The sequence below is a fragment of the Thermococcus camini genome (genome assembly GCF_904067545.1).
Lineage (GTDB): Archaea > Methanobacteriota_B > Thermococci > Thermococcales > Thermococcaceae > Thermococcus > Thermococcus camini.
Map to the genome: position 1 here is coordinate 719,784 of NZ_LR881183.1, position 24,702 is coordinate 744,485.

General features: G+C 55.7%; 26 protein-coding genes. 8 read left to right on the forward strand and 18 right to left on the reverse strand.

Translation table 11 applies throughout. From position 1 onward, the window contains the following. Positions 1-7 precede the first annotated feature (7 nt). Together pheS and tdh are read right to left on the reverse strand one after the other, a co-directional pair. Positions 8-1,510 (reverse strand): phenylalanine--tRNA ligase subunit alpha, encoded by a 1,503-nt coding sequence (gene pheS / locus TIRI35C_RS03825; protein WP_188201796.1) that lies wholly within the window; start codon positions 1,508-1,510, stop codon positions 8-10. Positions 1,511-1,581: 71 nt separating this feature from the next. Continuing rightward, entirely contained in the window at positions 1,582-2,634 is a 1,053-nt protein-coding gene (gene tdh, locus TIRI35C_RS03830) for an L-threonine 3-dehydrogenase (protein ID WP_188203001.1), read from the reverse strand. 149 nt (positions 2,635-2,783) lie between these two features. On the opposite strand from tdh, the gene TIRI35C_RS03835 reads away from it, so the two are divergent. Further along, positions 2,784-3,527: a MinD/ParA family ATP-binding protein gene (locus TIRI35C_RS03835; RefSeq protein WP_188201797.1), complete on the forward strand. Its 744-nt coding sequence runs from the start codon at positions 2,784-2,786 to the stop codon at positions 3,525-3,527. A 17-nt stretch (positions 3,528-3,544) separates the two neighbouring features. Then, positions 3,545-4,771 carry a hydroxymethylglutaryl-CoA reductase (NADPH) gene (gene hmgA, locus TIRI35C_RS03840; RefSeq protein WP_188201798.1) on the forward strand — a complete coding sequence of 409 codons (1,227 nt, stop codon included), beginning with the start codon at positions 3,545-3,547 and terminating at the stop codon, positions 4,769-4,771. Here hmgA and TIRI35C_RS03845 read toward each other — a convergent pair. From TIRI35C_RS03845 to TIRI35C_RS03875, 7 genes are all read right to left on the reverse strand, one after another. Further along, a complete protein-coding gene (locus tag TIRI35C_RS03845; RefSeq protein WP_188201799.1) occupies positions 4,768-5,418 on the reverse strand; it encodes a hypothetical protein in 651 nt (216 codons plus the stop codon). The two genes, hmgA and TIRI35C_RS03845, sit on opposite strands and share 4 nt — an antisense overlap. Positions 5,419-5,461: 43 nt before the next feature. Beyond that, a complete protein-coding gene (locus TIRI35C_RS03850) occupies positions 5,462-5,989 on the reverse strand; it encodes a hypothetical protein (protein WP_188201800.1) in 528 nt (175 codons plus the stop codon). A gap of 37 nt (positions 5,990-6,026) precedes the next feature. Continuing rightward, a complete protein-coding gene (gatE, locus tag TIRI35C_RS03855) occupies positions 6,027-7,913 on the reverse strand; it encodes a Glu-tRNA(Gln) amidotransferase subunit GatE (protein ID WP_188201801.1) in 1,887 nt (628 codons plus the stop codon). Then, on the reverse strand, positions 7,910-8,356 hold the full coding sequence (locus TIRI35C_RS03860; RefSeq protein ID WP_188201802.1) for a type II toxin-antitoxin system VapC family toxin: 447 nt from the start codon (positions 8,354-8,356) through the stop codon (positions 7,910-7,912). The genes gatE and TIRI35C_RS03860 overlap by 4 nt, the downstream gene beginning before the upstream one ends. Further along, positions 8,349-8,561: an antitoxin family protein gene (locus TIRI35C_RS03865; protein ID WP_188201803.1), complete on the reverse strand. Its 213-nt coding sequence runs from the start codon at positions 8,559-8,561 to the stop codon at positions 8,349-8,351. The genes TIRI35C_RS03860 and TIRI35C_RS03865 overlap by 8 nt, the downstream gene beginning before the upstream one ends. A gap of 5 nt (positions 8,562-8,566) precedes the next feature. After that, a complete protein-coding gene (gene gatD, locus TIRI35C_RS03870) occupies positions 8,567-9,886 on the reverse strand; it encodes a Glu-tRNA(Gln) amidotransferase subunit GatD (RefSeq protein WP_188201804.1) in 1,320 nt (439 codons plus the stop codon). A gap of 105 nt (positions 9,887-9,991) precedes the next feature. Beyond that, positions 9,992-10,285 (reverse strand): transcriptional regulator, encoded by a 294-nt coding sequence (locus TIRI35C_RS03875; RefSeq protein ID WP_188201805.1) that lies wholly within the window; start codon positions 10,283-10,285, stop codon positions 9,992-9,994. 45 nt (positions 10,286-10,330) lie between these two features. Between TIRI35C_RS03875 and TIRI35C_RS03880 the strand changes: the two genes are divergently transcribed. The 5 genes from TIRI35C_RS03880 (at position 10,331) to rsmA (ending at position 13,804) form a co-directional block, all read left to right on the forward strand. Then, complete coding sequence (locus TIRI35C_RS03880) at positions 10,331-11,491, forward strand: tRNA pseudouridine(54/55) synthase Pus10 (protein WP_188201806.1); 1,161 nt, start codon at positions 10,331-10,333, stop codon at positions 11,489-11,491. A gap of 137 nt (positions 11,492-11,628) precedes the next feature. Next, positions 11,629-11,925: a 50S ribosomal protein L21e gene (locus tag TIRI35C_RS03885; RefSeq protein WP_014012221.1), complete on the forward strand. Its 297-nt coding sequence runs from the start codon at positions 11,629-11,631 to the stop codon at positions 11,923-11,925. Positions 11,926-11,927: 2 nt separating this feature from the next. Then, positions 11,928-12,296: an RNA polymerase Rpb4 family protein gene (locus tag TIRI35C_RS03890; protein WP_188201807.1), complete on the forward strand. Its 369-nt coding sequence runs from the start codon at positions 11,928-11,930 to the stop codon at positions 12,294-12,296. Positions 12,297-12,365: 69 nt separating this feature from the next. Then, positions 12,366-12,986 (forward strand): DUF655 domain-containing protein, encoded by a 621-nt coding sequence (locus TIRI35C_RS03895; RefSeq protein WP_188201808.1) that lies wholly within the window; start codon positions 12,366-12,368, stop codon positions 12,984-12,986. Next, on the forward strand, positions 12,983-13,804 hold the full coding sequence (rsmA, locus tag TIRI35C_RS03900) for a 16S rRNA (adenine(1518)-N(6)/adenine(1519)-N(6))-dimethyltransferase RsmA (protein WP_188201809.1): 822 nt from the start codon (positions 12,983-12,985) through the stop codon (positions 13,802-13,804). The genes TIRI35C_RS03895 and rsmA overlap by 4 nt, the downstream gene beginning before the upstream one ends. On the opposite strand, the gene TIRI35C_RS03905 is transcribed toward rsmA, so the two are convergent. Beyond that, entirely contained in the window at positions 13,805-14,344 is a 540-nt protein-coding gene (locus TIRI35C_RS03905) for a ferritin-like domain-containing protein (protein ID WP_188201810.1), read from the reverse strand. Between the two features lie 92 nt (positions 14,345-14,436). Between TIRI35C_RS03905 and TIRI35C_RS03910 the strand changes: the two genes are divergently transcribed. Then, complete coding sequence (locus TIRI35C_RS03910) at positions 14,437-16,182, forward strand: radical SAM protein (protein ID WP_188201811.1); 1,746 nt, start codon at positions 14,437-14,439, stop codon at positions 16,180-16,182. Here TIRI35C_RS03910 and TIRI35C_RS03915 read toward each other — a convergent pair. The 8 genes from TIRI35C_RS03915 to TIRI35C_RS03950 form a co-directional block, all read right to left on the reverse strand. Continuing rightward, positions 16,169-16,966, reverse strand: coding sequence for a hypothetical protein (locus tag TIRI35C_RS03915; protein ID WP_188201812.1), 798 nt, complete (start codon positions 16,964-16,966; stop codon positions 16,169-16,171). The genes TIRI35C_RS03910 and TIRI35C_RS03915 overlap by 14 nt on opposite strands. Positions 16,967-17,011: 45 nt before the next feature. Continuing rightward, positions 17,012-18,793, reverse strand: a complete 1,782-nt coding sequence (locus TIRI35C_RS03920) for an S-layer protein (protein WP_188201813.1) — start codon at positions 18,791-18,793, stop codon at positions 17,012-17,014. A gap of 199 nt (positions 18,794-18,992) precedes the next feature. Then, positions 18,993-19,817: a hypothetical protein gene (locus TIRI35C_RS03925; protein WP_188203002.1), complete on the reverse strand. Its 825-nt coding sequence runs from the start codon at positions 19,815-19,817 to the stop codon at positions 18,993-18,995. 2 nt (positions 19,818-19,819) lie between these two features. Next, a complete protein-coding gene (amrS, locus tag TIRI35C_RS03930) occupies positions 19,820-20,869 on the reverse strand; it encodes an AmmeMemoRadiSam system radical SAM enzyme (RefSeq protein ID WP_188203003.1) in 1,050 nt (349 codons plus the stop codon). A 24-nt stretch (positions 20,870-20,893) separates the two neighbouring features. Further along, on the reverse strand, positions 20,894-21,616 hold the full coding sequence (locus TIRI35C_RS03935) for a polysaccharide deacetylase family protein (protein WP_188203004.1): 723 nt from the start codon (positions 21,614-21,616) through the stop codon (positions 20,894-20,896). Then, positions 21,616-22,839, reverse strand: coding sequence for a glycosyltransferase family 4 protein (locus tag TIRI35C_RS03940; RefSeq protein ID WP_188201814.1), 1,224 nt, complete (start codon positions 22,837-22,839; stop codon positions 21,616-21,618). Before TIRI35C_RS03940 ends, TIRI35C_RS03935 begins: the two co-directional genes overlap by 1 nt. After that, positions 22,815-23,696 (reverse strand): lysylphosphatidylglycerol synthase transmembrane domain-containing protein, encoded by an 882-nt coding sequence (locus TIRI35C_RS03945; RefSeq protein WP_188203005.1) that lies wholly within the window; start codon positions 23,694-23,696, stop codon positions 22,815-22,817. The genes TIRI35C_RS03940 and TIRI35C_RS03945 overlap by 25 nt, the downstream gene beginning before the upstream one ends. 40 nt (positions 23,697-23,736) lie before the next feature. Beyond that, positions 23,737-24,702, reverse strand: coding sequence for a thiamine-phosphate kinase (locus TIRI35C_RS03950; protein WP_188201815.1), 966 nt, complete (start codon positions 24,700-24,702; stop codon positions 23,737-23,739).

Consider the following 24,702-nt stretch of genomic DNA (forward strand, 5'->3'; position numbering starts at 1 on the left):
TATCACCTCACCAGACCAGTCTCGCCTCCCTCAACCATCTGAGGTCATAGCTGAACAGGTAGCGGATGTCGTCTATTCCGAGTTTGAACATAGCAAGTCTGTCTATTCCTATCCCCCACGCTATCACCGGAACGTCAACTCCGAGGGCCTTCGTCATCTCCTCGCGGAAGATTCCGGCACCGCCGAACTCAACCCAGCCGAGCTCGGGGTGGTAGGCGCTCATCTGAACGCTCGGCTCGGTGAACGGGTAGTAGTCCGGCAGGAACTTGACCTTCCTGGCCCCGGCTATCTCCACCGCGAAGCGCTTGAGTATCCCGAGGAGGTTCCTGAAGTTCAAATCCTCGCCGACGACGAAGCCATCGACCTGGTTGAACTCTATGAGGTGGGTTCTGTCGAGGACGTCCGGGCGGAAGACACGCTGAATCGTGAAGTATTTTCCTGGTATCTCAACGCCCCTGGCGAGCTGTCTGCCGCTCAGGGCTGTACCGTGTGCCCTCGGCATGAGGAGCATGGCCCTCTCTGGCGACCAGACGTAGCCCCAGCCGCGGGAACCTGCCAAGCCGTGCTCGTGGGCAGCCTTGACGCTGGCGACGAGTTCCTCCATGGGCAGGTGGCCGTTCTTCGGGTATTTGAGCTGGTAGGTATCGGTCCAGTCTCTCGCCGGGTGGTTCTGGGGCTGGAAGAGCGCGTCGAAGTTCCAGAACTGGGTCTCTATGAGGCTGTCGGAGACCATCTCGATGAATCCCATCTCGATAAGTCTCTTCCGTATCTTGTCGAGAAAGGCCCTGTACGGCTGCTTCTTGCCCGGGTAAATCCTCCTGACCGGGGCCGAGATGTTAAAGCGCTTGAACTCGACCTCGCGCCATTTTCCAGACTTTATCAGCTCCGGGGTCAGGTTGGAGACCTCTTCCTTCAGCTCGATGCCCCTCTTCACGAGCTCCATTCCCTCGGGGGATATCTCGACGAGCCTCTCGGTAACGGAATCTTCCTCCGCAATCTTCCTTCTCTTGAGCTCTTTAACGGGAATGAGTCCTTCAATCTCCTCCAGAGGTACGGTCTTCCTCTCCGTGAGGAGCTTGAGGGCGGTATCAATGGACCTCTCTTCCGCGCTGAGTCCCTTCTCGGTGATTTCGAGGACTAACTTCCCGTCCTCCTTCCTAACGCTCGCCCAGCTCTCCTTCCTCAGGAGGCCGACTATAGGTTTCAGCTCATCCTCGCTGAGAACGTTCCTCAGGTCATCCAGGGTCGCCTTTTTCTTTTCCTTCAGAACCTCCAGCGCCCTCCGCTCAGGGAGGCCTATTTCAGCGTACTTTCTTCCGGTCTCGGTGAGCCTGACAACCCTCTCACTTTTCTCGTGGAGCTTCGCCAGCCCCTTGCTCTGAAGGCCGAGAACCGCTCGCATAACAGCAACCTGATCCAGACCGGTCCTTTTGACGAGCTCTTCGAATTTAGTCTTTCCAACTTCGCTGAGCTTTATGAGCGTGAGTTTCTCCTGGTAGCTTAGCTCCATAGTGCCACCTCCCTGGGGTGAGTTTGAGAGGAGTTACTTAAGAATTGCGGTGAAAGAAAAGGGGAGATAATTCAACCCTTGTGCGGGAAGAACACGACCTTACCGGTCTTACCGGCCTTCATCAGCTCAAAGGCTTCCTCGAAGTCATCAAAGCCCTTGTACTTGTGGGTGATGACCGGGTCGAGGTTGAGCCTGCCGCTCTGGATGAGGCTTGAGACCGTGTACCAGGTCTCCCAGAGGTGCCTTCCGGTTATGCCGTGAACCTCGAGGGCCTTGAAGATTATCAGGTTGTTGAAGTCCACCGTAACGTCCCTCGGGAAGAGGCCGAGAAGTGAGACCCTTCCTCCTGGAGTGGTGGCCGCTAGACCCTGCTCCAGAGCCTTGGGGGCGCCGCTGAACTCCAGGAAGACCTCAACGCCGGCGCCGTCGGTTATGTCCATAACCGCCTTGACGGGATCCTCCTCGAAGGGGTTGATGACGTAGTCGGCACCGACCTTCTTGGCCAGCTCGCGCCTGAACTCGCTCGGCTCGCTCACGATAACCGGGTAAGCCCCGGACGCCTTTGCAACGGCAATTCCAAGAAGTCCGAGCGGGCCTGCACCCGTTATAAGTGTGCTCCTTCCGGCTATCGGCCCCGCCAGAACGGTATCGACGGCATTGCCAAGCGGCTCCTGGAGCGCCGCGTACTCAGGGGGCATGTCCTTTGGGTTCTTCCAGGCGTTCTGGGCAGGAACTATCGCGTATTCCGCGAAAACACCGTCCATGTCAACGCCGAATATCTTGGTGTTCTGGCAGACGTGGTAGCGGTTGTGCCTGCAGGCGTAGCACTTGCCGCAGACGATGTGCGTTTCCGCGCTTATGTAGTCGCCGACCTCGAGGGTATCAACGCCGGGTCCGACCTCGATGACCTCTCCAGCCACTTCGTGGCCCATGATCTGGGGTGGCTTGATCCTGCTCTGCGCCCACTCGTTCCACTCGTAGATGTGGAGGTCGGTTCCGCAGATGCTGGTGGCGAGAACCTTGATGAGGACTTCGCCCGGTCCTGGCTTGGGAACATCAACCTCAACGAGCTCGGCACCATAAGCGGGCTTCGTTTTCATGATAGCCGGCATCTTTTCGGCCATGGCAATCATCTCCTTAACATTTACATGGATATCTGAACGGGGGACGATATAAACCTTTTGTGGCGGCAATTGGAGGATGAGTGTTCCCTATCCCTATCGGAAACCTTATATCCCCTTTTGAGTATGTCCCCTGTGAAGGGGGTTTAGGGATGGCGCTCATAGTAGTGACCGGCAGAGGCGGTGCCGGAAAGACCACGACAACGGCCAATTTCAGTACGTTTCTGGCCATGCGGGAGTACCGCGTCCTCGCGGTTGACGGCGACCTGTATCTCCCCAACCTTGGCTTTCACTTTGCTCTTGACACTGTTAAATATACCCTTCACTCGCTCCTGAAGAACCCCGATATAGACCCCGAATGGGCGATTTACCGGCATCCCCACACCGGTGTTCATGTGCTTCCGGGGAGCACCCAGCTCCAGGACGTTCTGGGCATCTCTCCGAGGAGACTTGTGGACATTCTGGACCGGGTGAAGTATAAGTTCGGTGTCGTCTTCGTTGATTCGCCCACAGGCATACCGTTCGACACCCTCCCGACTTTTGAGGTCGCAAACTACCAGCTTATAGTCGTCGAGATAGAGCGCTCGCCGATATACTCCTTTGAAACGATGGTTGAAAACGAGATAGAGAAGCTGAAGGCACTCGGCGAGAGGTACGGCCTCAATATAGGTGTGATCCTGAACAAGGTTCGTGAGTCTGCGGACGTTGTGGACAAGATCGTGGAGGCGGTCGAAGAAGATCTCGATGTCCCGGTTCTCGGATGGATACCCTTTGACTACAACGTCCCCGAGTCCATCAATGTTGGAGTGCCCATAGTTAAATATGCCCCAAACAGTGATGCCTCGATAGCATTCCGGGAAGCCGGAGAGGTGCTTGAGGAGTGGATATTCGGCTGATTTCTGGAGGTGTCGATATGAACGTGGAGGAACTTGTGGAGAAAGTGGCCAGCGGAGAAATAAAGCTCCACCAGGTTGAGAGGTACACAAACGGTGATAAGAAACTCGCCACTGAAATAAGGAGGAGGGCGCTTGAAAAGAAGCTCGGTGTTAGCCTTGAGAACATAGGGCACTACTCGATAGACCCCGAGAGGGTCATAGGCAAGAACATCGAGAACATGATAGGCGTCGTCCAGATACCGATGGGAGTTGCCGGCCCTCTTAAAATCAACGGGGAATATGCCAGGGGCGAGTTCTACATCCCCCTCGCCACCACTGAGGGAGCGCTGGTTGCAAGCGTCAACCGTGGCTGCTCCGCCTTGACAGAGGCGGGTGGGTTGAAGACCACGATAATAGACGACAAGATGACCCGAGCGCCCCTCCTCAAGTGCCCCGACGCGAGAAGAGCCAGGGAAGTCGCCGAGTGGGTAAAGGCTAATCTCGACTACCTCCAGGAGAGGGCCGTCAGCAAGGTCACCAGACACGGAAAGCTGAGGGACGTTAAGCCTTACATCGTCGGCAACAACCTTTACCTGCGCTTCGAGTTCGAGACCGGAGATGCCATGGGCATGAACATGGTCACCATATCAAGCGAGGAGATAATGAAGGTCATCGAGGAGCACTTCCCGGACGTGAAGTACCTCGCCCTCTCGGGCAACCTCTGCGTGGACAAGAAGCCGAACGCGATGAACTTCATCAACGGCCGTGGGAAGACCGTTATTGCCGAGGCCATAATCCCGCGCGAGATAGTCGAGAAGAAGCTGAAAACCACTCCGGAGCTCATAGCCGAGGTCAACTACAGGAAGAACCTCATCGGTTCGGCCCAGGCCGGTTCCTATGGCTTCAATGCTCACTTTGGGAACATAGTCGGTGCAATCTTCCTTGCCACCGGCCAGGACGAGGCCCAGATTACCGAGGGCTCGCACGGCATAACCCTCGCGGAGGTTACCCCCGAGGGAGACCTCTACATCAGCGTCACCATGCCGAGCCTTGAGATTGGAACGGTCGGCGGAGGAACTCGCGTCCCGACCCAGAGGGAAGCCCTGAGCATAATGGGCGTTGCCGGCGGCGGAGATCCGCCCGGTACAAACGCCAGGAAGTTCGCGGAGATAATAGCCGGTGCAGTTCTTGCAGGGGAGCTTTCCCTTCTGGCGGCGATAGCGGCGAAGCACCTGGCGAAAGCACACGCCGAGCTGGGGCGTTAGCCCTTTTTCTCTCCTTCCATTCCGAGCCGGATAACGAAGACCTTTGTGCGGGCTTCTCCTGTTGAGATAACTTCTACCCCTCTGAAATAGAGCAGTGAGAGTGGATAGTCGAGTATCAGATAAATGATTAGGGCAAAGAGGATTGTAACGAGGAAACCAGTCCAGTAACTTCCCAGCTCTATCAAGGATGAAAAAACCACACCGCCCAAAAGGCTCATAAGAAAGTTCAGTGTCGAGCGGTGTTTGTGCCTGATGCCGCCGATTCTCTTCCGCCCTATGACATCGAGGAGGGCGCGGAATCCTTCTTTTCTCTTCACGCGAAACGCGAGGACGAACTCCGGGCGGGGAATCCCCTTGAGGCTCACGGGCACGTCTGACGCGGCCAGATAGAAGATGCGACCCAGTCCATCGGTTAGCTCTATTACCGTCAGAAACTTCCCACGGTCGTAGAAATTCTCTCCCGAGGACACCAGCAGGTACGGGTCGGGGTCGGTCAGACGGGTGAATCTCAGCCCCATGGATTTAAGGGCCCTCTCCACTGGCCGTGTGCAATCGGAGAGAATCTCGCATCTAACGAGCGCGTAGGTGCACCTCTTTCCGTCCATCCAGCCGGCGATGATTCCTTCAACCTTCGCTTTGAGCGCCATGCCATCACCTCACCCTTCCCCCGACGGCCGGTGGCCGCGGTGCTCACTTTTTCCTCTTCTTGTATCCCCTCCTGAACCCCTCTATGAGGCCGGATAGCAGCAGCACAAGGGGCAGGAAGCTGTTGATCCACTCCAGCTCATCGTTTTTGTAGCCCAGATAGCTCAGGAAGAGGAATCCTCCCCAGAGCAGGAGCTGTAACATCGCGGAGAATTTATCCACGCCGAGCTTTCCGTGTGCGGACCCCTCGGCTATTTCTCGGAATACCGCTTCAAATGCCTCTTCCTTCCCAATCTCGTACTCATAAGCCGCTTTAGGCTTTTCCAGGCCATTCACGCCCTTCGTCAGGTAGAACCATCTGTTGATGTCGTTTCTAATCTCTATCACATAGACCTCCTTTGAGGTTCCGAGGATGCTTTTAAAATTCGTCATGAGGGTGTACTCGTCCGGATTCACCAGCCGGACGAAGCGGCCGAGTTTTGATTCAACGGCCTTCGCGTAGTTCCCGAGGGGCTCGTCTTTAACCTCGTAGAGGTAGTAGACGATTTTGATCTTCTGGGTCATACTTCCCACAAATGGAAGTAAGAAAAAGGGGTTAAAAACTTAACCCTCAGCTCAGCTCCTGGATCTTCTTCCTCACGAGCGAACTGACGAGCTTTCCGTCTGCCCTTCCACGAAGCTTCGCCATGGCCCTGCCCATGACCATTCCCATCGCACCCATTCCCTTGGCCTTGATGACTTCGATGTTCGCCTGAACGACCTCGTCTATTATCCTCTCGACCTCTTCCTCGCTGAGCAGCGTTAGGCCCTTCTCCTCCGCCACCTGGGCGGCGCTCTTCTCGGGGTTCCTCGCCAGCTCCTTGAATATCTCCTCGAATGCTTCCTTGGCTATCTTTCCACCGAGGTACAGGTCGAAGGCCTCTCTGATGTGTTCATCGGTGATATTCTCGATGGGTGCCTCCTTCTTGAGTCCCTTGAGGACCACCACGAGGATTGAGGCGGCTAAAGATGGCTTGATGCCCCTGGCTATCAGCTCCTCGAAGAGCTCGTCACGCTCGTCGTTCACCAGGGTTTCTGCTAAGCTTCTGTCTATCCTGTACTCCTTCACATAGCGGTCGACGCGCTCCTGCGGGAGCTCGGGCAGGTTCGCCAGTACATCGTCCTTCATCTCCGCCGTGAGAAGTATCGGCGGTATGTCCGTCTCCGGATACATCCTGGCCTTGCCCGGGAGCGGGCGCATGTACTGGGTGTTTCCATCAGGCAGGGCCCTCCTGGTCTCCTCTGGCACTCCCTCGATGGCCTCCCTCGCGCGCTGGAGAACCTCCCGGAGGGCGTTCTTTGCGGTTTCCTCCTCGGCCGCGACGAGAACGAACGCATCCTCTCCGCCGAGACCAAGTTTTTCAATAACTGCATTAACCTCTAATTCTGTAATTCCATAGTTAGGCAGTTCATCGATGTGGAAGATTCCCTTCACGTACTTCTTGGCCCTGTCCGCCATCTCGGTGCCGAGTCTCCTTCCTGGCTGTATCTCCTTGCCTATAAGCCCGCGGAACTTGGGGAGTTTTATTGCCAGGACCTTTCCGCCCCTCTTTACCGTGCGGGCGATTATCTTCGAGCCGGTGTTCTCGAATATATCCGTAACGTCGTGGAACTCCTCCCTTATGTCCTCGGGCTTGACCCCGCGCTTCCTCAGCTCCTCGCGTATTTTGAGCAGGTTCACCTGCCTCTCAATCTCGCGCTCGATGATGACGGGTATCATATCGAGCTCCTGGACACCTTTGATTTCGACCCTCGCTCCTCCCCTGATGGAGACGTTCAGGTCCTGCCTGATGGTTCCAAGACCGCGCTTGACCTTTCTCGTCGCCCTGAGCGCGTCGCCGATGTACTTGGCGACCACCTTCGCCTGCTCCGGGTGGTGTATGTCCGGGGTTGTGCTTATCTCCACCAGTGGAATGCCGAGGCGGTCGAGGCGGTAGATGACCTCCTTCTCTCCCCTCTCGACTATCCTGCACGCGTCCTCCTCAAGGCATATCGTCGGAATGCCGACGCTTCCCCAGGGGGTGTCCACCTTTCCGTTCATGGCGATTATCGCGGTTCTCTGGAAGCCGGAGACGTTGGAGCCGTCTATGACTATCTTGCGCATGAAGTGGACCTCGTCAACGGGGGTTGCGTTGAGGAGGTAGCTTATCTGGAGAGAGACCCTGAGTGCCTCCTCGTCCGGCATGTGGGGAGGCTCCTCATCCATGTAAACGAGGTCCGCCAGCCTGTAGTTGCCCTCGTAGATGTAGGTTTTTCCCTTCTTGAATTCTTCAAGCGCGGCTGGATCGATTTCACCGAGCTCGCTTATCGTCGGCCTGAGCCTGCGCTGGAAGGTGAAGTCCACCTCGTCGCTCATCTCGCTGGGAACCGGGGAGAACAGTCTCCTCGTGTCGAGCTGTCTGTGTATCTCAAGGCCCACCTTGAGGCCAAGCTCCTCGTAGTTGAACTTCCCGGTCATCTTAACACCTCCAGTGGAGTTCTCAAAAAGTCATCATCAAAGGTCGCTATCTTGTCTATCCCATAATACTCACAGGCTGATACAATCAGGGAATCGTTTGGTAGCAGACCAAGCTTTTTGCGGATATCCCGGGAGAGATGCATTATCTCCCAGTTCTCGTCGAGGAAAATCAAAACATCCGATGCAAGAAGGGAATCCAGGAGTTCATCAAAGGTTTCTACGGGCTCATATAGCTCAGGGTTCTTGGCGAGCTCCTTTCTGAGCGAGTAGAACCTGTAGCTTCCAGTTAGTTTGATATAGTTTCTTGCAAGCAGCTGAAAGGCAACCTCTCCGTATATCGTTGGCGTAATCGCGAGGATGTACTCACTGACCAGTCTCTCCATCAGTTCAGTTCCGCGTTTCTCCCCAAGCAGGTAGTCTATCCAGACGTTTGAATCAACCATCACCGGCTCTCTTGAGGATGTGCTCATGGTACGCCTCCTCCCAGTCTATGTCCCCGACATCCTTCAGCCCTCTAAGCGCTCCAGCGTATCTCTTAATGGCCTCTTTGGGGTCAGCTATGAGTATCTCCACCCTGGTTCCCTCAGGCAGGTCCACCTTATCGAGGGGCTTGAAGACCCCGTTCCTGTAAACCGCCCTGATCCCCACACCTATCACCTCAGGAATGTGTCAAACCTCGTGTACGGCGTTATCTCTCCTGCATAGTTGGTCAGCATCATCTCACGCACTTCCTTCGGGTCGTCGGTGTGGCCGAGAACCCACATGAGCTTGACGTAGGCCGTCTCTGGGAGCATGTCCTCGCACGGAATCACGCCGGCCTTTAGGAGTCTCCTTCCGGTGGAGTACACGTTGAGGTTCACCCTGCCGTAGAGGCACTGGCTCGTCATGCAGACGGCGACGCCTTCCTCCGTGGCGCGCTTTATAGAGTCGATGACGTATGTGGGCACGTGGCCGAGACCCGTTCCTTCGATGACCAGCCCCTTGTATCCCCTGTCAACGAAGAAATCGATTATCTCCGGCTGGATTCCCGGGAAGGCCTTGATGATGGCCACCTTCTCCTCCATCTCGTCGTCCACCCAGACCTCGCTCTCAGTTCTCCTGCGGTAGTCGTCCCTGAGGAACTCGATCCTACCTCCCGGCCATATCCTTGCGAGGGGAATGTCGTTTATGCTCCTGAACGCATCCCTCCTGCTCGTGTGCATCTTTCTGGCCTTGGTCCCGCGGTGGGCGAGGCAGTAGGTGTCGCTGGTCTCTCCGTGCATGACGATGGCCACCTCACCAAAGTCTGAAGTCGCCATCCGGACGGAGCAGATGAGGTTCATCGCCGCGTCGCTGCTCGGCCTGTCTGAGCTCCTCTGGGAACCCACGAGAATAACAGGCTTTCCGAGGTCGCGGAGCATGAAGCTGAGCGCCGAGGCGGTGTAGGCCATCGTGTCCGTTCCGTGGGCGATGACAACTCCATCTTCCCCGTTGTTGAGCATTCCGGCAACCTCGTGGGCTATCTTAACCCAGTACTCAGGGCGCATGTCCTCGCTCATTATGTTGAAGAGCAGCTTCGGCGTTATGTTCGCCACCTCGAATATCTCGGGGACGGCCTTGGCGAGCTCCTCGGCGGTGAAGGCCGCGTGAACAGCGCCCGTCTTGTAGTCAATCCTGCTCGCTATGGTTCCACCGGTTCCTATTATCGCGACACTTGGGAGGCCCGGCTTCTTGGGAAAGACCTCCTCGAACTCCAGCTCCTCCCTGGGGGCGGCCTTCTCGATCACCTCGACCTCCAGGATTTGATCCACGAGGATTCCGACGTTGTACCCGTTGTCGAGCTTCAGCGTGAGCGTTTCGCCGCTGGACAGCTCGTAGGGGTTCATGACAACGCCCTCATAGACGCTCGTGTTTCCATTCTCCTTTTCGATTATCCGGACGTGATCTCCGACTTCGAGGCCTTTCTCCTTCATAAACCTCTCAACTTTCCGCATAACTCTCCCTCCGCCCTAAGCTGATACAAACCCAATATAAACCTTCGGGCTGGACAGGTGACAAAAGCCGGCCACTATGATCGATAAATTTCGTCGAAATGACAACTATCTGGCCTCGATCTTAAACCTGGGTTCCTCTATCCACTCAGACCTGCACTTCGGACAGCGGGAGGGGATGTTTATCTCCGGCCGGAAGACGAAGCCGCACTTCCTGCACTCAGCTGGCTTTATGAGGAGTACCTTTCCCTCGCGCTTGAGGGTCCTCTGGATGGCCTTCAGATCCTCCAGCACGGTTTTCTTTGCCCCTCTGCCGCGGAGCTCAAGGCCCAGTACCAGCTCGCTCGGTGAGTAGTCCCGCTCCTCCAAAAGCTTTATTATTCTCTGCCTGCGAGTCATCATCGCGAGAAGCTTTGAACTGCGGGATATAAATCTTAGGGTGAGAGCATGATAACTGAAAAGGCTGCGAGGGTTCTTGAATCCCACAAACTCTGCGACCACTGTCTGGGCAGACTGTTCGCGGGGCTTGGGAAGGGCACCAATGAGGAGCGCGGGAAGGCGGTAAGGTTCGTCCTCAACATGGAGCGCTCCGCTAAAGATTTGCCCCCGGTTGAAGCACCCGAAACGTGCGAGCTGTGCGGCAACGTTTTCGAAAGGATTCCCGAACTCGTCGGAAGGATGGAGGAGGTCGCGGCTGGCGTCGAGTTTGAGACCTTCCTCGTCGGCTCCCGCTTCCCCGAGGAGGTTCGGGAGAACGAGAAAGCCCTATGGGGGGAGTTTGACATAGGGACCGCCGAGCCCATAAACCGCGAGTTCAACCGTGAGCTCGGTAAGGCCTTTGGGAAGGCAACGGGAAAGGATACTGCCAAGAACCCCGACGTGGTTTTCATCGTCGAGCCTTATTCCGGCAGAATAGAACTTCAGATAAACCCAATTTACGTCTACGGCCGCTACAGAAAGCTCGTGCGGGGCATTCCCCAGACGCCCCTTCCGGACTTTGACGAGAGCGTGGCCTCGATCATCTGCAGGGCATTCTCCAGTGCGAGCGGCGGGAAGTGCGTCTTCAAGGGGGCAGGAAGGGAGGACGTTGACGTCCGTATGCTCGGAAACGGCAGGCCCTTTATCGTCGAGATAAAGCTGCCGAAAAAACGGAAGCTCGACCTCGATGCAGTAAAGGGGGAGATAAACGCAAGCGGAAAGGTCGAGGTTCTTAATCTGCGCTTCGTTTCACCTAAAGAGGCCGAAGAGGTCCTCACACGGAATCACCGCAAGGAATACCTTGCGCTGGTTCTGGTCGAGGAGGGGGTAACCCCTGAGGAGGCCGAGGAAGCTGCCAGAAAGCTTAGGGGGCTTGAGATTCGTCAGAGAACCCCCTGGCGCGTGAGAAAGGCGAGAGCCGATAAAGTTCGCGTCCGGAGGGTTCACGAGGCGGAAGCGAGATGGCTCGACGGGAAGCACTTCGAGCTCCGTCTCGTCACCGACGGAGGCCTGTACATTAAGGAGCTCATATCCGGCGATAAGGGGCGCACGAAGCCCTCGGTGAGCGACCTGCTCGGAAAACCTGCCTGGTGCGAGAGGCTTGACGTGCTGAACATTCTCGACCACTGAAAACTTTATAAACGGTTCCCGCCGATTGGATAGCGGAGCCATAACAGGCTTAGTCTATACGCCGAAGAGGCGTGAAACTCTGAAAAATGTCTTTGCGTCTGTTGCGCGATGAGTAAAAACCCTGCGAGGTGATTGGAATGGTTAAGAAAGCACACAGCTTCAGAAGGAAGACCCGCGGCAAGCTCAGCAAGAAGCCGAGGAGGAGAGGTCTCCCGCCCCTCACCAGGTTCCTCCAGGAGTTCGAGGCTGGACAGAGGGTTCACATCGTCATAGAGCCGAGCTACCACAGGGGAATGCCCGACCCGAGGTTCCACGGAAGAACCGGAACCGTCGTCGGTAAGCGCGGCGATGCCTACGTCGTCCAGGTTAAGGACGGTGGCAAGGTCAAGACCTTCTTCATCCACCCGGTTCACCTCAGGGCTCAGAAGGGATGAGCATGATAGGGAGGAAGAAGCTCGAGGAGCGCTACCTCACGATATCCGAGACAAAGGAGCTCCTCGAGAGGCGCAAGGCTGAGGGCATGGTGGAGAACCCGGAGGAGCCCATGTTTTACGAGGCCAGGGTTAGCCTCGAGCACGCCGAGCGCTTCGCCAGGCTCAAGCCCGAACAGGTCGCCGAGCTGAAGGAGAAGCTCCTCGGCCTCTTTGAGTGGATAGATGAGAGGATAGCCGTGAAGCTCGTCGACTTTATGCCCGAGGACTACTTCGACATCCGCGTCCTCTTCGCCAAGGAGGACTACATGCCCACCAGGGAAGAGGCCGAGGAAATAATAAGACTCCTCGACGACTACCGTCCCGAGGAGTGACCCTCCTTTCCTTTTCTCTTAGACAAAGTATAAAAACTCCGGACGGGTATAATTTCTGGGGGAGAGACAATGGACAGGTACCGGAGACATTCTTACAGGGAAAGCCTCGACAAAAAGAGGCGGAATGTTGAGTATGAGGAGTACGCCTACGTGCTGGACTATCTACCCGAGGGCTACACAGATTTAAAGACCGGAAGAAGAACCGGCAAGCCTGTTGCCCAGGTTATAGGTGAAAAGGCTTTCACGCTGCTCGAGGTTGCCCCGAAGGAGGACCTCATGCTCTACGAGAGGGTCTTCATAGGCAAGGGACAGAGGGACAAGATACTCATGATCAACAAGAAGATTCACTTTGATGACCTCACCGCCACTGCCAAGGCCGAGCTCCCGTACGTGGTTGAGGAGATAATCAAAAACAACGAGGAGCACTTCGTGAAGTTCTTTAACATGGCCCCCCCAATAACCAACAGGCTCCACAGCCTCGAACTCCTGCCCGGCATCGGCAAGAAGCACATGTGGGAGATACTCGAAGAGCGCAAGAAGGAACCGTTCAAGGACTTTGAGGATCTGCGCCACCGTGTCAAGGGGCTTCCAGAGCCGGCAAAGATGATAGCCAGGAGAGTTGTCGATGAGATAGAGGGCAAGGACCGCTACCGCCTTTTCGTTGGCTCAAGGAGGATATTCAGGGTATGAGGGAGCGCCTCTTTTCTCTAATTTCAAAATACAACCTTAAGGCAAATTCTGACCTGGGACAGAACTTTCTGATAGTGCCGGATATAATCGAGCGCAACGTTGAACGGGCGGAACTGAGCGGGCGGGACACGGTCCTCGAGGTCGGCCCGGGTCTTGGGGTCCTCACAGACGCCCTGAGCCGGCACGCTGGTAAGGTGTACGCCATTGAAAAGGATCCCCGCCTCGTGGGGATTTTAAGGGTCGAATACGACTGGCCCAACGTTGAAATAATCGAGGGTGATGCCCTGAAGGTTGAGTTCCCTGCGTTCAACAAAATAGTCTCCAACCTGCCCTACCAGATTTCGTCCCCCATAACCTTCCGCTTTCTGAGGTATGATTTCGAGAGAGCCGTTCTTATCTACCAGCTGGAATTTGCCCGGAGGATGGTGGCGGAGCCGGGGGATAAAAACTACTCCCGTCTCTCGTTGATGGTTCGGGCGAAGGCTTACGCCGAGCTTGTGGAGCGCATCGGCAGGGGGGCCTTCTGGCCAAGGCCCAGGGTTGACTCCGCGGTCATCGTTCTTGAGCCAAAGCCAAGGGACGAGCGCATTGAACTTAACGAGGATCTGGTTAGGGCCCTCTTCCAGCACAGGAGAAGCACGGTTCTTTCCTCCTTGAAAAAGTCGCACCACATGCTGGGATTGAGTAAGGAGGATTTCAAACGGGTTCGCGGCATTCTTGCGGAGGTCCCCCACGCCGAAAAGAGGGTTTTTCAGTTGGCTCCCTCGGAAGTTAGGGACATCGAGGAATTTCTCTCTGCTGAGGGCGTCATGTGCTGATCACTCCCCAGGGCCGGCTCCGAACAGTGCTGTGTATAGGTCTCTAAGTTTCTGGTAATGGCCGTTCTCTATGTTTGAGAGCCATAGAAGGGTTGCTTTGGAGTTTTCATCCTCCGTTTTCTCAGCCAGGTACCGGTAAACGTCGTGGGCCAGTTTCTCTGTCCCCATCAGGTATTCAAGGATCTCCCGGAGGTTCCCATGATACACCAGGTCCCTCAGGCGCTCCTCGGACAGCTCCACCTCGAGGGGAGCAACGTTGACCTTTGGAGGCTCCTCGTCGGGAAACATCTCGTGGAACATCCTGAGAAGTGCTTCCGCATGCCCGAGACTCTCCTTGTAAAGCTGGAAGAACAGCTTGGAAACCCGCTCATCCCAGTTAACGTCGCGGCTGAGCTGATACAGCTTGTGGTACATCTCCGCCTCCATTACCTCCTGATCCATCCAGTACGCCATTAACGCCATGTAGTCCAGCTTTGAGATTTCTTCTAGTATTCTTTTGAACCTCTCCTTTTCAGCAGTTCGATAGTTGGGTTTTTCCATGCCCTTCCCCCATGTAACTGTTATTGCAGTAGGGCCGTTTATACTTTTTTGTCCATCGATTGATTTTTAAGCTGGGCCCGAGACTCCCAACCATGATAGTTGCCATCATCGACGGGTACACCGACGAGCCCGCGGGCCTGGGGGTACCGCCTTATATGGGAATCTACCCCCGCTACGCCTACGGCGCGATAAAGAAGGCCAGGAAAGATGCCCGCATCTTTTACCTGACGATAGACGACCTGAGGGCCACCTTCGAGGGCGAGAGGGGCGTGGCAACGAGGAACAAGACCCCCAACTTCTCCAAAACGCGCGAAATACTTGAGAAGGCCAGCCTCATCGTTTACATCGGCGGCCTTCACACGCCTGGTAAGTACCTATCCGCCGTTCCGTCCCAGGTCGAAGAGGTCGCGAGGTTTCTCAGGCCTTTTAGGGGGATCAAGGTTCTCGGCGGCCCGGCGTTCATGGGCTCCGCCCACGCCGGCGGGACGAGGATAACCTCCCGCGAGCTCCTCCTTGCCCAGTCGGTTTTTGATCACGTCGTTTACGGGGATTTAGAGGCGTTCCTATTCGACTACCTGAGGAACCCTAAAGACGCCGGCCCCATGAGGTTCAGGGATTATAGTGAATTACGCGATTATGCAATTATTGGGGCCGAGGTCGTGAAGCAGTTTCCCGATTTCCCGGACTTCGTGATAGCTGAGATAGAAACCCAGCGTGGCTGCCCCAAGGCGGTGGGCATAGGTGGCTGCTCCTTCTGCACCGAGCCTGTGCGCTACAGAAATGTTGAGAACAGGCCTATTGAGGACGTCGTTGCGGAGGTCGAGGCCCTTTACACCCTTGGGGTGAGGCACTTCCGGGTCGGCAGGCAGAGCTGCATATTCTCGTACATGGCCAGACCCAACGGAAGAGTTCCGGTACCTAATCCTGAGGCTCTGGAGAAGCTTTTCCGGGGTATTCGCTCCGTCGCGCCCGAGATTAAGACCCTCCACGTGGACAACGCAAACCCCGCAGTCATAGCCAACTACCCCGAGGAGAGCGTTAGGATAGCCAAGACGCTCATAAAGTACGGGACGCCGGGCAACGTCGTCGCCTTTGGCCTTGAGAGTGCCGACCCGAAGGTGGCAAAGCTCAACAACCTAAACGCCACCGCCGAGGAGACCTACGAGGCGGTGAGGATACTCAACGAAGTGGGAGCAAAGCGAGGCCCCAACGGAATGCCCTGGCTCCTGCCGGGGATAAACATAATCTTCGGCCTTCCAGGTGAGACGAAGAAGAGTTATCAGCTGACCTTCCAGTTCCTCAAGAAACTCCTCGACGACGGTCTGATGGTGAGGAGGATAAACATTCGCCAGGTCGTCGTCTTCCCCGGCACTCCACTCTGGCACATGAGGAACAGAGTCAAGACCGAAAAGCACGGGAAGCTCATTCAGCACTACCGGTACAAAATAAGGCACGAGATTGATTTGCCGATGCTCAAGCGCGTCGTTCCAGTCGGGACGGTTCTCAGAGAAGTTCGCTCGGAGGTATTTGAGAACGGTCTGACCTACGGCAGGCAAATTGGGAGCTATCCCCTCATCGTCGGCATTCCAAAGGAAGTTCCCCTCAACAGGTTCTACGACGTCCTCATCGTGGATCACGGGTTCAGGAGCATAACCGGGATTCCGATTCCGATAGATATCAACCGCGAAAGTCCCAAGGTTCTTCAGTACCTCCCCGGAATCGGCAAGAAGACCGCGGTGAAAATACTTTCAAAGAGGCCGTTCAAGAACAAGGACGAGTTTTTTAGCGTGGTTGGGGAGGATAAAAGGGAAATGCTCGAGGGAATTATCCGCCTGTGATGTTGATGGTCCTTGTCTCGTTCCCTTCCGGCCACTTGAAGCTTATTATGTTCTCTATGAGCACTACCTCCGCCCTGAGGGTCTCGTCGGTGGTTCCTTCGATGACGAGAACCCCCCTGCGGGGGGTGAATATTCTGTTCTCCTTCGCTCCCTCCGCGGGCCCGATGAGCAGCACCGCCAGGTGCCCCTCGTTTCCAATCTTGCCCCTGCCGAGGTCTACCTTGGTCCAGAAGTTCAGATATGTTTTTCTGTACCCCAGCTGGGTCTGGTTGAAGGCGTACTGCTTGGCCGTGACGTTGTCGTAGCCCATGTTGATGCCCTTCACGTAGTAGTTGGCCGCGAAGATGCTCGCCACGACTCCGGATATCTCCGAAACCGCGAGCGTCCTGTACCGGCAGTCCCCCACGTAGAGCTGTGGGTTGTCCTTGCAGTTGATGACCGATGGATCACCCATGACGATGGTGAACTGCTTGTAAACGCTCCTCAGGGTCAGGTTGAGATCAACCCCTGGGCTGCCGGTGATGTAGCTGTCCACGGTGATGTTGAAGAGTTTAGATCCCGCTGGGGGAGAGTTACCATCCTCTATGAGTTTCTGATATTCCTCCGCAGTCAGGGTATAGAACTGAGCTGATGGGGTGTAGATTATGATGTATCTGTCGGACGCTTTGGGGGTTCCTGGGTTCACCAGGCTGCCGAAGTTGTGGTATGAATACACCAGGTAGCTGATTGGAGCAACCACCAGAATGAGGGCAATGAGAATGACTGCGAGTTTCTTTTGATTCAACTTTAAAACCCCCAGAAGAGAGAATTAAAAGGGAAGGAAAGGCCTTCAGAGGCCAGCGAGGTACTCCATAAGGGCCTCGGCGGCCATCCTGGTCTCGTTCCTGGTGGCACCGGCGACGATGACGACGTCGTAGCCGCCAAGGGCGCCCTCGATGTACTCGATGTCGCCTGGGCTGTTCACCCAGTCGACCGTGCTGATGTTGTTCTCGACGAGGTACTTGGTGAGGCTGTTGGCAACCGGACCACCAACGAGGATGAGGTTGGCTCCCGGGTCCTCCATGCTGACCTCGTAGTCCATGACGGTTATCGGCGCGCTGACCGGCTTGAGGGTGATCTGGTCAGCGGTGGCGTGGATCTCACTGACGACGTAGTCGGTGTCGAGGACATCGTCGCCGACCTTGAGCTCCTTCTCGACGACCTTGCCCTCCTTCTCCTTGAGCCAGATGTGGGCATAGGCGACGACGAAGTCCTTGTCCTCCTTCTTACCGTCGCCGTTGATGTCGTAGTCGACCTTCTTCTCGTTGAGGGTCTTGAGCTGGAAGTGGTACCAGAGGTCGTAGGCACCGAAGATGTCGACCGGGTTGCCCTCGAGCTTGTCGAGGTTGGTGAGGGTGACGTTCTTGATGTAGTCGCCGTCGGTGGCGATGGTCATCTTCCACTTCTTGCCATCGTAGGTGATGGTGTCGCCGCTCTTGTAGTCCTTGACGTCGACCTGGGCGTCGATGCTGGCTATGAGGTGGCCGTCGATACCGACGAAGGTGTCCTTGAGGGTGAGTATAACGGCACCGTCGTTGAAGACGTCGACCGGGGTGTCCTTCTCGAGGATAACCTGGTTGCTCTCCTTGCCGGTGACGGCGTTCTTAACGACCGCAAGGGCCCTCTGGTCAATGATGCTTATGTCGAGGACGGTGACGACCCAGTCGGTACCCTCGATGGCCTGCGGCTCGCCGACCTGGTACCACTCAGTCGGCTTGTCGAGACCGGCGGTGAAGGTACCGTTTCCAACGTCGAGGACGTAGTAGGTCTCGCCGAAGACGGTGAAGGTCTGTCCGGCTTTGACACCCTCCTTGTAAACGGTTCCGCCGGTTCCCTCAGCAGCGTCGCCGATGTACCAGCTGGTCTTGTTCTCGTAAACGGCCGGAACGCCCCACTCCGGGTAGGCGTCTCTTACCTTCTCCTCCTTGGTAACGGTGTAGTTGTAGAGGACGTAGTCAACGAAGACGGTGACGTTGCCCGGGGTGACGACGAGGTCGGCGTCCTTGGGCGGCCTGCTCTTGTCCCAGTTGCTCGGGTCCTTGGACTTGAGCTGGACGTTCTTGAGGGTGACGTGCCAGTCGACGAGCTGCTCGTCACCGATCTTGTCCTTGTCCTTGATGGTGGTGGTGACCTGGAAGTTGCCCATCCAGTCGCTGTAAGCGACGTTGTAGCCGCCGGCACCGTTGTACCAGTAGTCGCCCGGAAGCTCGGTGTACTTGGTGGCCCAGGCGGTCTGGTTCCTTATGGTGCTGGCGTTGTAGGCGTAGATGGTCCAGCTGTCGACGGTCTCGGGCGGGTACTCGGCCTTGATCTTGACGTAGTCTCCCTGGACGTCGACCTGCTCCTTGGTGTAGAGCAGGCTGCCGAGGGCAACGGCTATGTCAGCGGCGCTGGCAACGTCCATAGCAGCAGCGGTACTTCCAACGACGATTTTAACTGCCGGAGTTCCATCGGCGTTAACGAAGAAGTCCTTCGGTATGTTCGGGACGGTCGGCTGAGCGCTGGCAAAGCCCATGGTGGCTCCAACCATTGCGGCACCAACAGCGAGCGCCGCGATCTTTTTCACTTTCATTTCCCAACACCTCCTTAACTTTGGGCTTACGCCCTAGGATGGTCTAACATGTGTTGTCAATGACTTTCTACCGACTTCAGGTATATATACTTTTCGCTTTCAGACCCTTTCTCTCCCTAAAAAAAGCTCGCTCATTGCCGTAAAAATGAAAGGGAGCTTAATTAAATGCCTATAGGCCTTTCGCCTTTTGCCGATAATATCAGGGGTTAAGTTTGAACTCCGTGTTCTTCTTTTCCATGATCTGCCTCTTGACAGGTCTTGTGACCAGTTCATTCACGAAGCCGCCGAGGTCTGTGAGGGTGTTCTGGAGTTCGTTGGCTGTAATATCAATTATTTCGGGTTCTATGATGGAAATCGCAACGGGGGCGTACTTTCCGGTCAGCTGGAAGAGTGTTTCGAACGGTGACAGGAGCTCCGCGGCCAGGAGCCCTTTAAACTTGCCTTCCTCCTCCTGTCCCTGGACTGCGAGCTTGTTTATCCTGCACCCCTCGATTGAGAGGGCCTTCGCCATGGTCTCTTTTATGCCCTCCCCGTTCTCTCCAAAGACCTCAATGACGAAGCGGTAGAGGATGTTCCTGTCATCGACAATGAGGCTCTCTATCTCCTCCCTGGAGTATCCGATGTCGGGCGTGGGAATGTCGTCGAGTTTTGGATAAACCGCGAGGCCTCCGAACTTCTCCATGAGCTTGCCCATGAAGAGCGAGACTTCTCCGAGGATTTTCATGAGCTCCTTCGATTCAATTTCAAGCTTCCCGGGCCCGAGCACTTCGACTATCGCGGGTGAATAGCGGAGGGTCAGGCGGACTATATCGGCAAGATCGCCAACCAGCTGGGCTTCGATAACTCCAGAATACTTGAGGATGTCCTCTTCGCTGTTTTCCAGCACATCCTCGACCCGCACATACTTTACCTCGACGTTCTTTTCGTTCCGGAGGTTCTCTGCAGTCTCCTTCATAGCCCTTTCTAAAACTTTCTTATCGCTTCCCAGTCCTTCGATGTAGAAAATAACCTCGATTTCGGCCAATTTCACCACCACATCCCGTCATATCGCTTTTTTCGATACCTTCCCACCACAGGGATAGGTTCGCCGCAGTACCTGCACTTCCCATCGTCGGTTATGTTGTACTCGGTGATTTTGAATCCCCAGCGGACTATTAAAGGTTTGCCGCACCTGGGGCAGTATGTGGTCTCCCCCTCATGTCCGGGTATGTTGCCGACGTAGACGAATTTCAGTCCCTCCTCCCTGGCAACGCGGTATGCCATTTCGACCGTCCCAACCGGTGTTGGGGGGAGGTGGCTCATCTTGTAGTGCGGGAAGAAGCGCGAGAAGTGCACCGGCGTATCTTCGCCGAGCTCTCCAACCACCCAGCGGGCAAAGGTCCTTATCTCTTCCTCCCCGTCGTTGAGCGTGGGTATTATGAGATACGTCAGCTCGACATGGATCCCGAATTCTCTCTTTGCTATAACCGCTGTTCTCCTGCTCGGCTCGCCGCCAGGAACGCCGGCTATTTTCATGTAGAACTCGTCGCTGAAGGCCTTGATATCTATGTTCATCGCGTCTATGTATGGCGCAAGTTCTCTAAACGGCTCCTCGTTTATGTAGCCGTTGGTTATGAGGAGATTGTAAATCCCCTCCTTCTTTGCCAGCCTCGCTGTATCGAGAACGAACTCGTACCAGATAACCGGTTCGTTGTAGGTGTAGGCTATGCTCTCGCAGGAGTAACGCTTGGCCATCGCAACTATCATCTCTGGACTCATGTCGTGGAGGTAGGGAAAGCTTTCATCAGCTTGGCTTATCTCCCAGTTCTGGCAGTGCTTGCAGTGCATGTTGCAGCCGACCGTGCTTATCGAGAGTGCACATGATCCGGGCCAGAAGTGGAAGAGGGGCTTCTTCTCAACCGGGTCCGCCGCTATGGACGAAACCTTGCCGTAGTTGAACGTGTAAAGCTTTCCGTTGATGTTCTTCCTCACCCTGCAGGAGCCGCGCTGGCCCTCGTTTATGATGCAGTTGAGGGGGCACAGTCTACACCTCACCTTTCCGCCTTCTAGCGGCTCCCAGTACATAGCCTCACGCATGCTTCTCACCGCATTGTAGTAGGTTCACTCCCGTTTAAGTTTTTGGTATTCATTGTAGTAATCACGCATCGTCAGGAACTCCGCTCCCTGGCGCCGGTAGTGGTCTATCAGCATTCCAAGCAGCTCAACGGCCCTGTCCCCGGTGTTGAACCTGCAGTCCCACCGGATTTTTTCCCTCTGCATGGGAACGAACTCCCAGGGGTGGGCGAAGTAAACCCTGGGTTCCTTCAGGCGGGGGTGGATAATCCGTTGAATCCTCCAGGGCAGTCTTATAACGGAGCTCGTGGTGGATGCCGGAACCTCAAGAACATCTCCAAAGAACCGCACACCCTCACGATAGCCCTTGTATGTTGCCTTGGATGAGTCAACCAGGATGTCGTTCATTTCCAGTATATCATAATAGTAATCCGGGAACTGCAGGTTGGGCGCGCGGAATGAAACAACTTCGCCGAACTCCCTCAGCACCTTCAGGGACTTCACGATAGCCCTTTCACCTTCTGCCCTACTGAGTCTGTCCAGCCGCTCGTGGTTGTAGTTGTGGCTTCCCAGCTCATGCCCCTCGTCTATAACCCGCTTCACGAGTTCTGGAAAGCGCCTTGCCATCTCCGCGGTGAAGAAGAACGTTGCCCTGACTTTCTTCTCGGCCATCAAATCCAGCAGCTTCGGAAGCCCTTCCTCCATGCCCCTCGTCGTCGTGAGGTACGGCGGGCAGTCGTGTTCAACGTCAAACGTTATTGAAACGAGCATCATCCCAGCCTCCTCATCAGCTTGTAGGGGAGGTACAGCCTGTCCACGTCAGAACCCACTTCAATCGTCATCCTGTAAACCCGGAGGAGCCTCTTGAGCACGACCTCCCACGAGAACTCCCTCCCTGCCCGCTCTCTGGCGGCCACTCCCATCTCCACAAGGAGTTCCGGTTCCTCGAAAACCCTGGCAAGGTTGTCCGCCATTCCCCCTTCACTCACTGCAAGCAGGCCCGTGATGCCGTGAAGGACCATGTCCGACAGCCCGCTCTCGTTCCGGCCAATGACGGGATTTCCAGTGGCCATGGCCTCAAGTCCCACAACCGGAAAGGCCTCCAGGATGCCGGGCATGAGAACTAAGTCGGCTGCCCAGTACAGCGGGAGAAGCCTTCCCCGCTCCATGAAATCGTACAGTTCGGTTATCTCCCCTATGCCAGTCTCCCGGAGGTTCTTCTCCAGCACAGGACGCATGGGGCCGTTGCCAACCATTATAAGCTTCACCTTGCTTTTCGGAATTCCGCTCCGCTTCAGCGCCTCCTTCACCATCACCGGTATCCTGTGGGCCTGCTTGCGCTCGGTCATCCTCCCGAGGTACAGCACCACTATCTCGTCCCTCACCCCGAGGTCACTTCTGGCCCTCTCCCTTTCCTCCGGTTCCGGCGGGCGCCATTTCCTGACGTCTATCCCGTTGGGAACCACGACGACCGGACGCCCGTTGAGCTTATTCCCCAGCAGGTTCCTGGTATCTTCGGCTACTGGTGTACTGACGGCCACAAAAGTGTCTATCCGCTTGAGGTGGTGTCTGATGAATGGCCCCATCAGGAAGCCTAGGGAAGGCCTGCCGTAGAAGGAGTGGTTGGTGGCTATGACCGGGACGTCTCGAATTCCCCTCGATATTTTTGACACCGCCACTGCCAGGGGTGAGTATATGCTGTGGACGTGGGTTATATCAAAGCCGACCTTCTTGTAGAACTCGTTTATCCTCCATAACTGTGAAAATCCCACGCTGGAGTGGTATTTGCGGAAGTAGAGCGTTGCGGGAAACCTGACAACGTGATAGGGAAAGCTGTCAATGTACGGCTTCATGTACCTGTAGTCGTGGGTCAGGACGTAGGGTTCGTGCCCCATGAGAACGAGGTTGCGGGCGAGTTCATCGATGTGTGATTCTATTCCCCCTATCTTCGGGTAGAACCAGTCGCTTGCTATTGCGATTTTAAGGCTTTCCATATTTCAACCCCTCCGGACGTCAGGAGAACCGCCAGTCCCACCAGACTGCTGGCAACGTACGAGACAAAGCGCTCCAGGAGGGTTATTGAAACCGCGAGCGCCGTCGGGATGCCGAAGTACGTGAGTGTTCCAACGAGGCCCCCCTCGATTATTCCCACACCTCCGGGGGTGAAGGCGACGAGGCCAAACAGCAGGTTGGCTATTGAGATAACCGCTATGAAGCTCCACGCCAGGTTGAGGCCAAAGGCGAGGGCTATGAGTTTCAATCTGACGACATCGAGGAGCCACACGGTGGAGCTGAGCAGTACCGCAGCCATGTTGAGGCTGTGCATGCTCCTGAGTGCAGTTATCCTTTTCATCTCGTCATCGGTCACGGGGGTTCGGAAAAGCCTGAGCGAGAGCCTCACGAAGGCATCCCACTTAATCCATACCAGGATCACGCCGGCTATACCGAGGATTATGAACGGGAGGGGTTCCCCGGATGAGAAGTAGGTCATACCAACTAGGAACAGGGCGAATATGGGGATGGTTTCCAGTATGCGCTCGTAGACTATGCTGACCGCGGAAACTCCCGTGGGGATGTTGGCCCTTTTGGAAACCCATGCCATTCTGAGCAGTTCTCCTCCGCTCCTGCTCATTGGGGTGACGTTGTTCATGAAAATCGAAGCTAGGATAGCCTTGATGAGCTCATGCAGGGGTGCGTCTCTACCGACGCCCCTCAGGACGAGCTTCCAGCGGATACCGTAGAGAACGACGCTCACGTAGTACGTGAGAAAGGCTAAGATGAGGTACTTGAGGGACGCGCTAACGACCACTGAAAAATACTGCTGCGCCGACGTTGCGATACTCTCCAGCATAGTCATGACCTACCTTAAGTCGGCCCAGGATTTTAAAACGTTATCGGAACATCTCTCTATACGTTCCTTTTGCTCCCCGGCCAAGGTGTTCCCAGCCTAGAACTGGCATCTCCTGTCTTTTTCCGTCGGTGGTAATGTACACACCGTCCCCTCTCTCGACCCGTCCTATCACGGTGAACTCCATCCGGAGATCATCTGCCCTCCCCTCGGGTACCGTGAAAACGAGTTCGAACTCCTCCCCGCTCGCGAGGGCAATTTCAATTGGATCCAGCCCAAGGGCCTCGGCCACTTCCCTGACCTCCCCCCTGATCGGCAGCTTCCGGGCATCGATCTCTATCCTCACACCGCTCATCCCTGCCAGTAGGTGCAGTTCTTTACTCAGGCCGTCGCTTATGTCTATTGCTCCGTTTGCAATCCTGCTCAGTTCGATTCCCTCGCGAACCCTTGCCCGGGGTTCAAGAAGCTTTTCATAGAGCGCTTTTTTTGTGGAAGGGGGAACGTTGAGCCCGTGCTTCCAGACGAGAAGTCCCGCCAGAGCCCGGCCAATGTCCCCCGTGACACATACCAGGTCTCCCGGCCTCGCCCCGCTCCTCGTGAGAAGTCTCTTCGTCCTTCCAAGGGCGATTCCGTCTATTATCAAATCGTCCGCTTCGTTCGTATCGGCGCTGAGAACTGGGACTTCATAAAACTCAAGGGCCTTTCCTATCCCCTCCGCAATGCCCTCGAGATAGTCCATCTCAATATCCCGCGGAACACCCAATGAGAAGAGAAATCCCAGGGGTTTCGCTCCCATAGCAGCAACGTCGCTCACGTTCATGGTGACTATCTTGAAGCCTACCTGCTTGGGCGTCATTATATCCGGCACGTCCGTTTTTCTCACCAGCATGTCGTTGGTTGCTACCAGCCATTCGTCCCCAAGCTTAATTGCCCCGGCGTCGTCCCCCAGAGATAAATCGCCCTGAATCCCGAGGTGCCTCGTAAAGAGCTCGATTATCTCCCTCTCCAC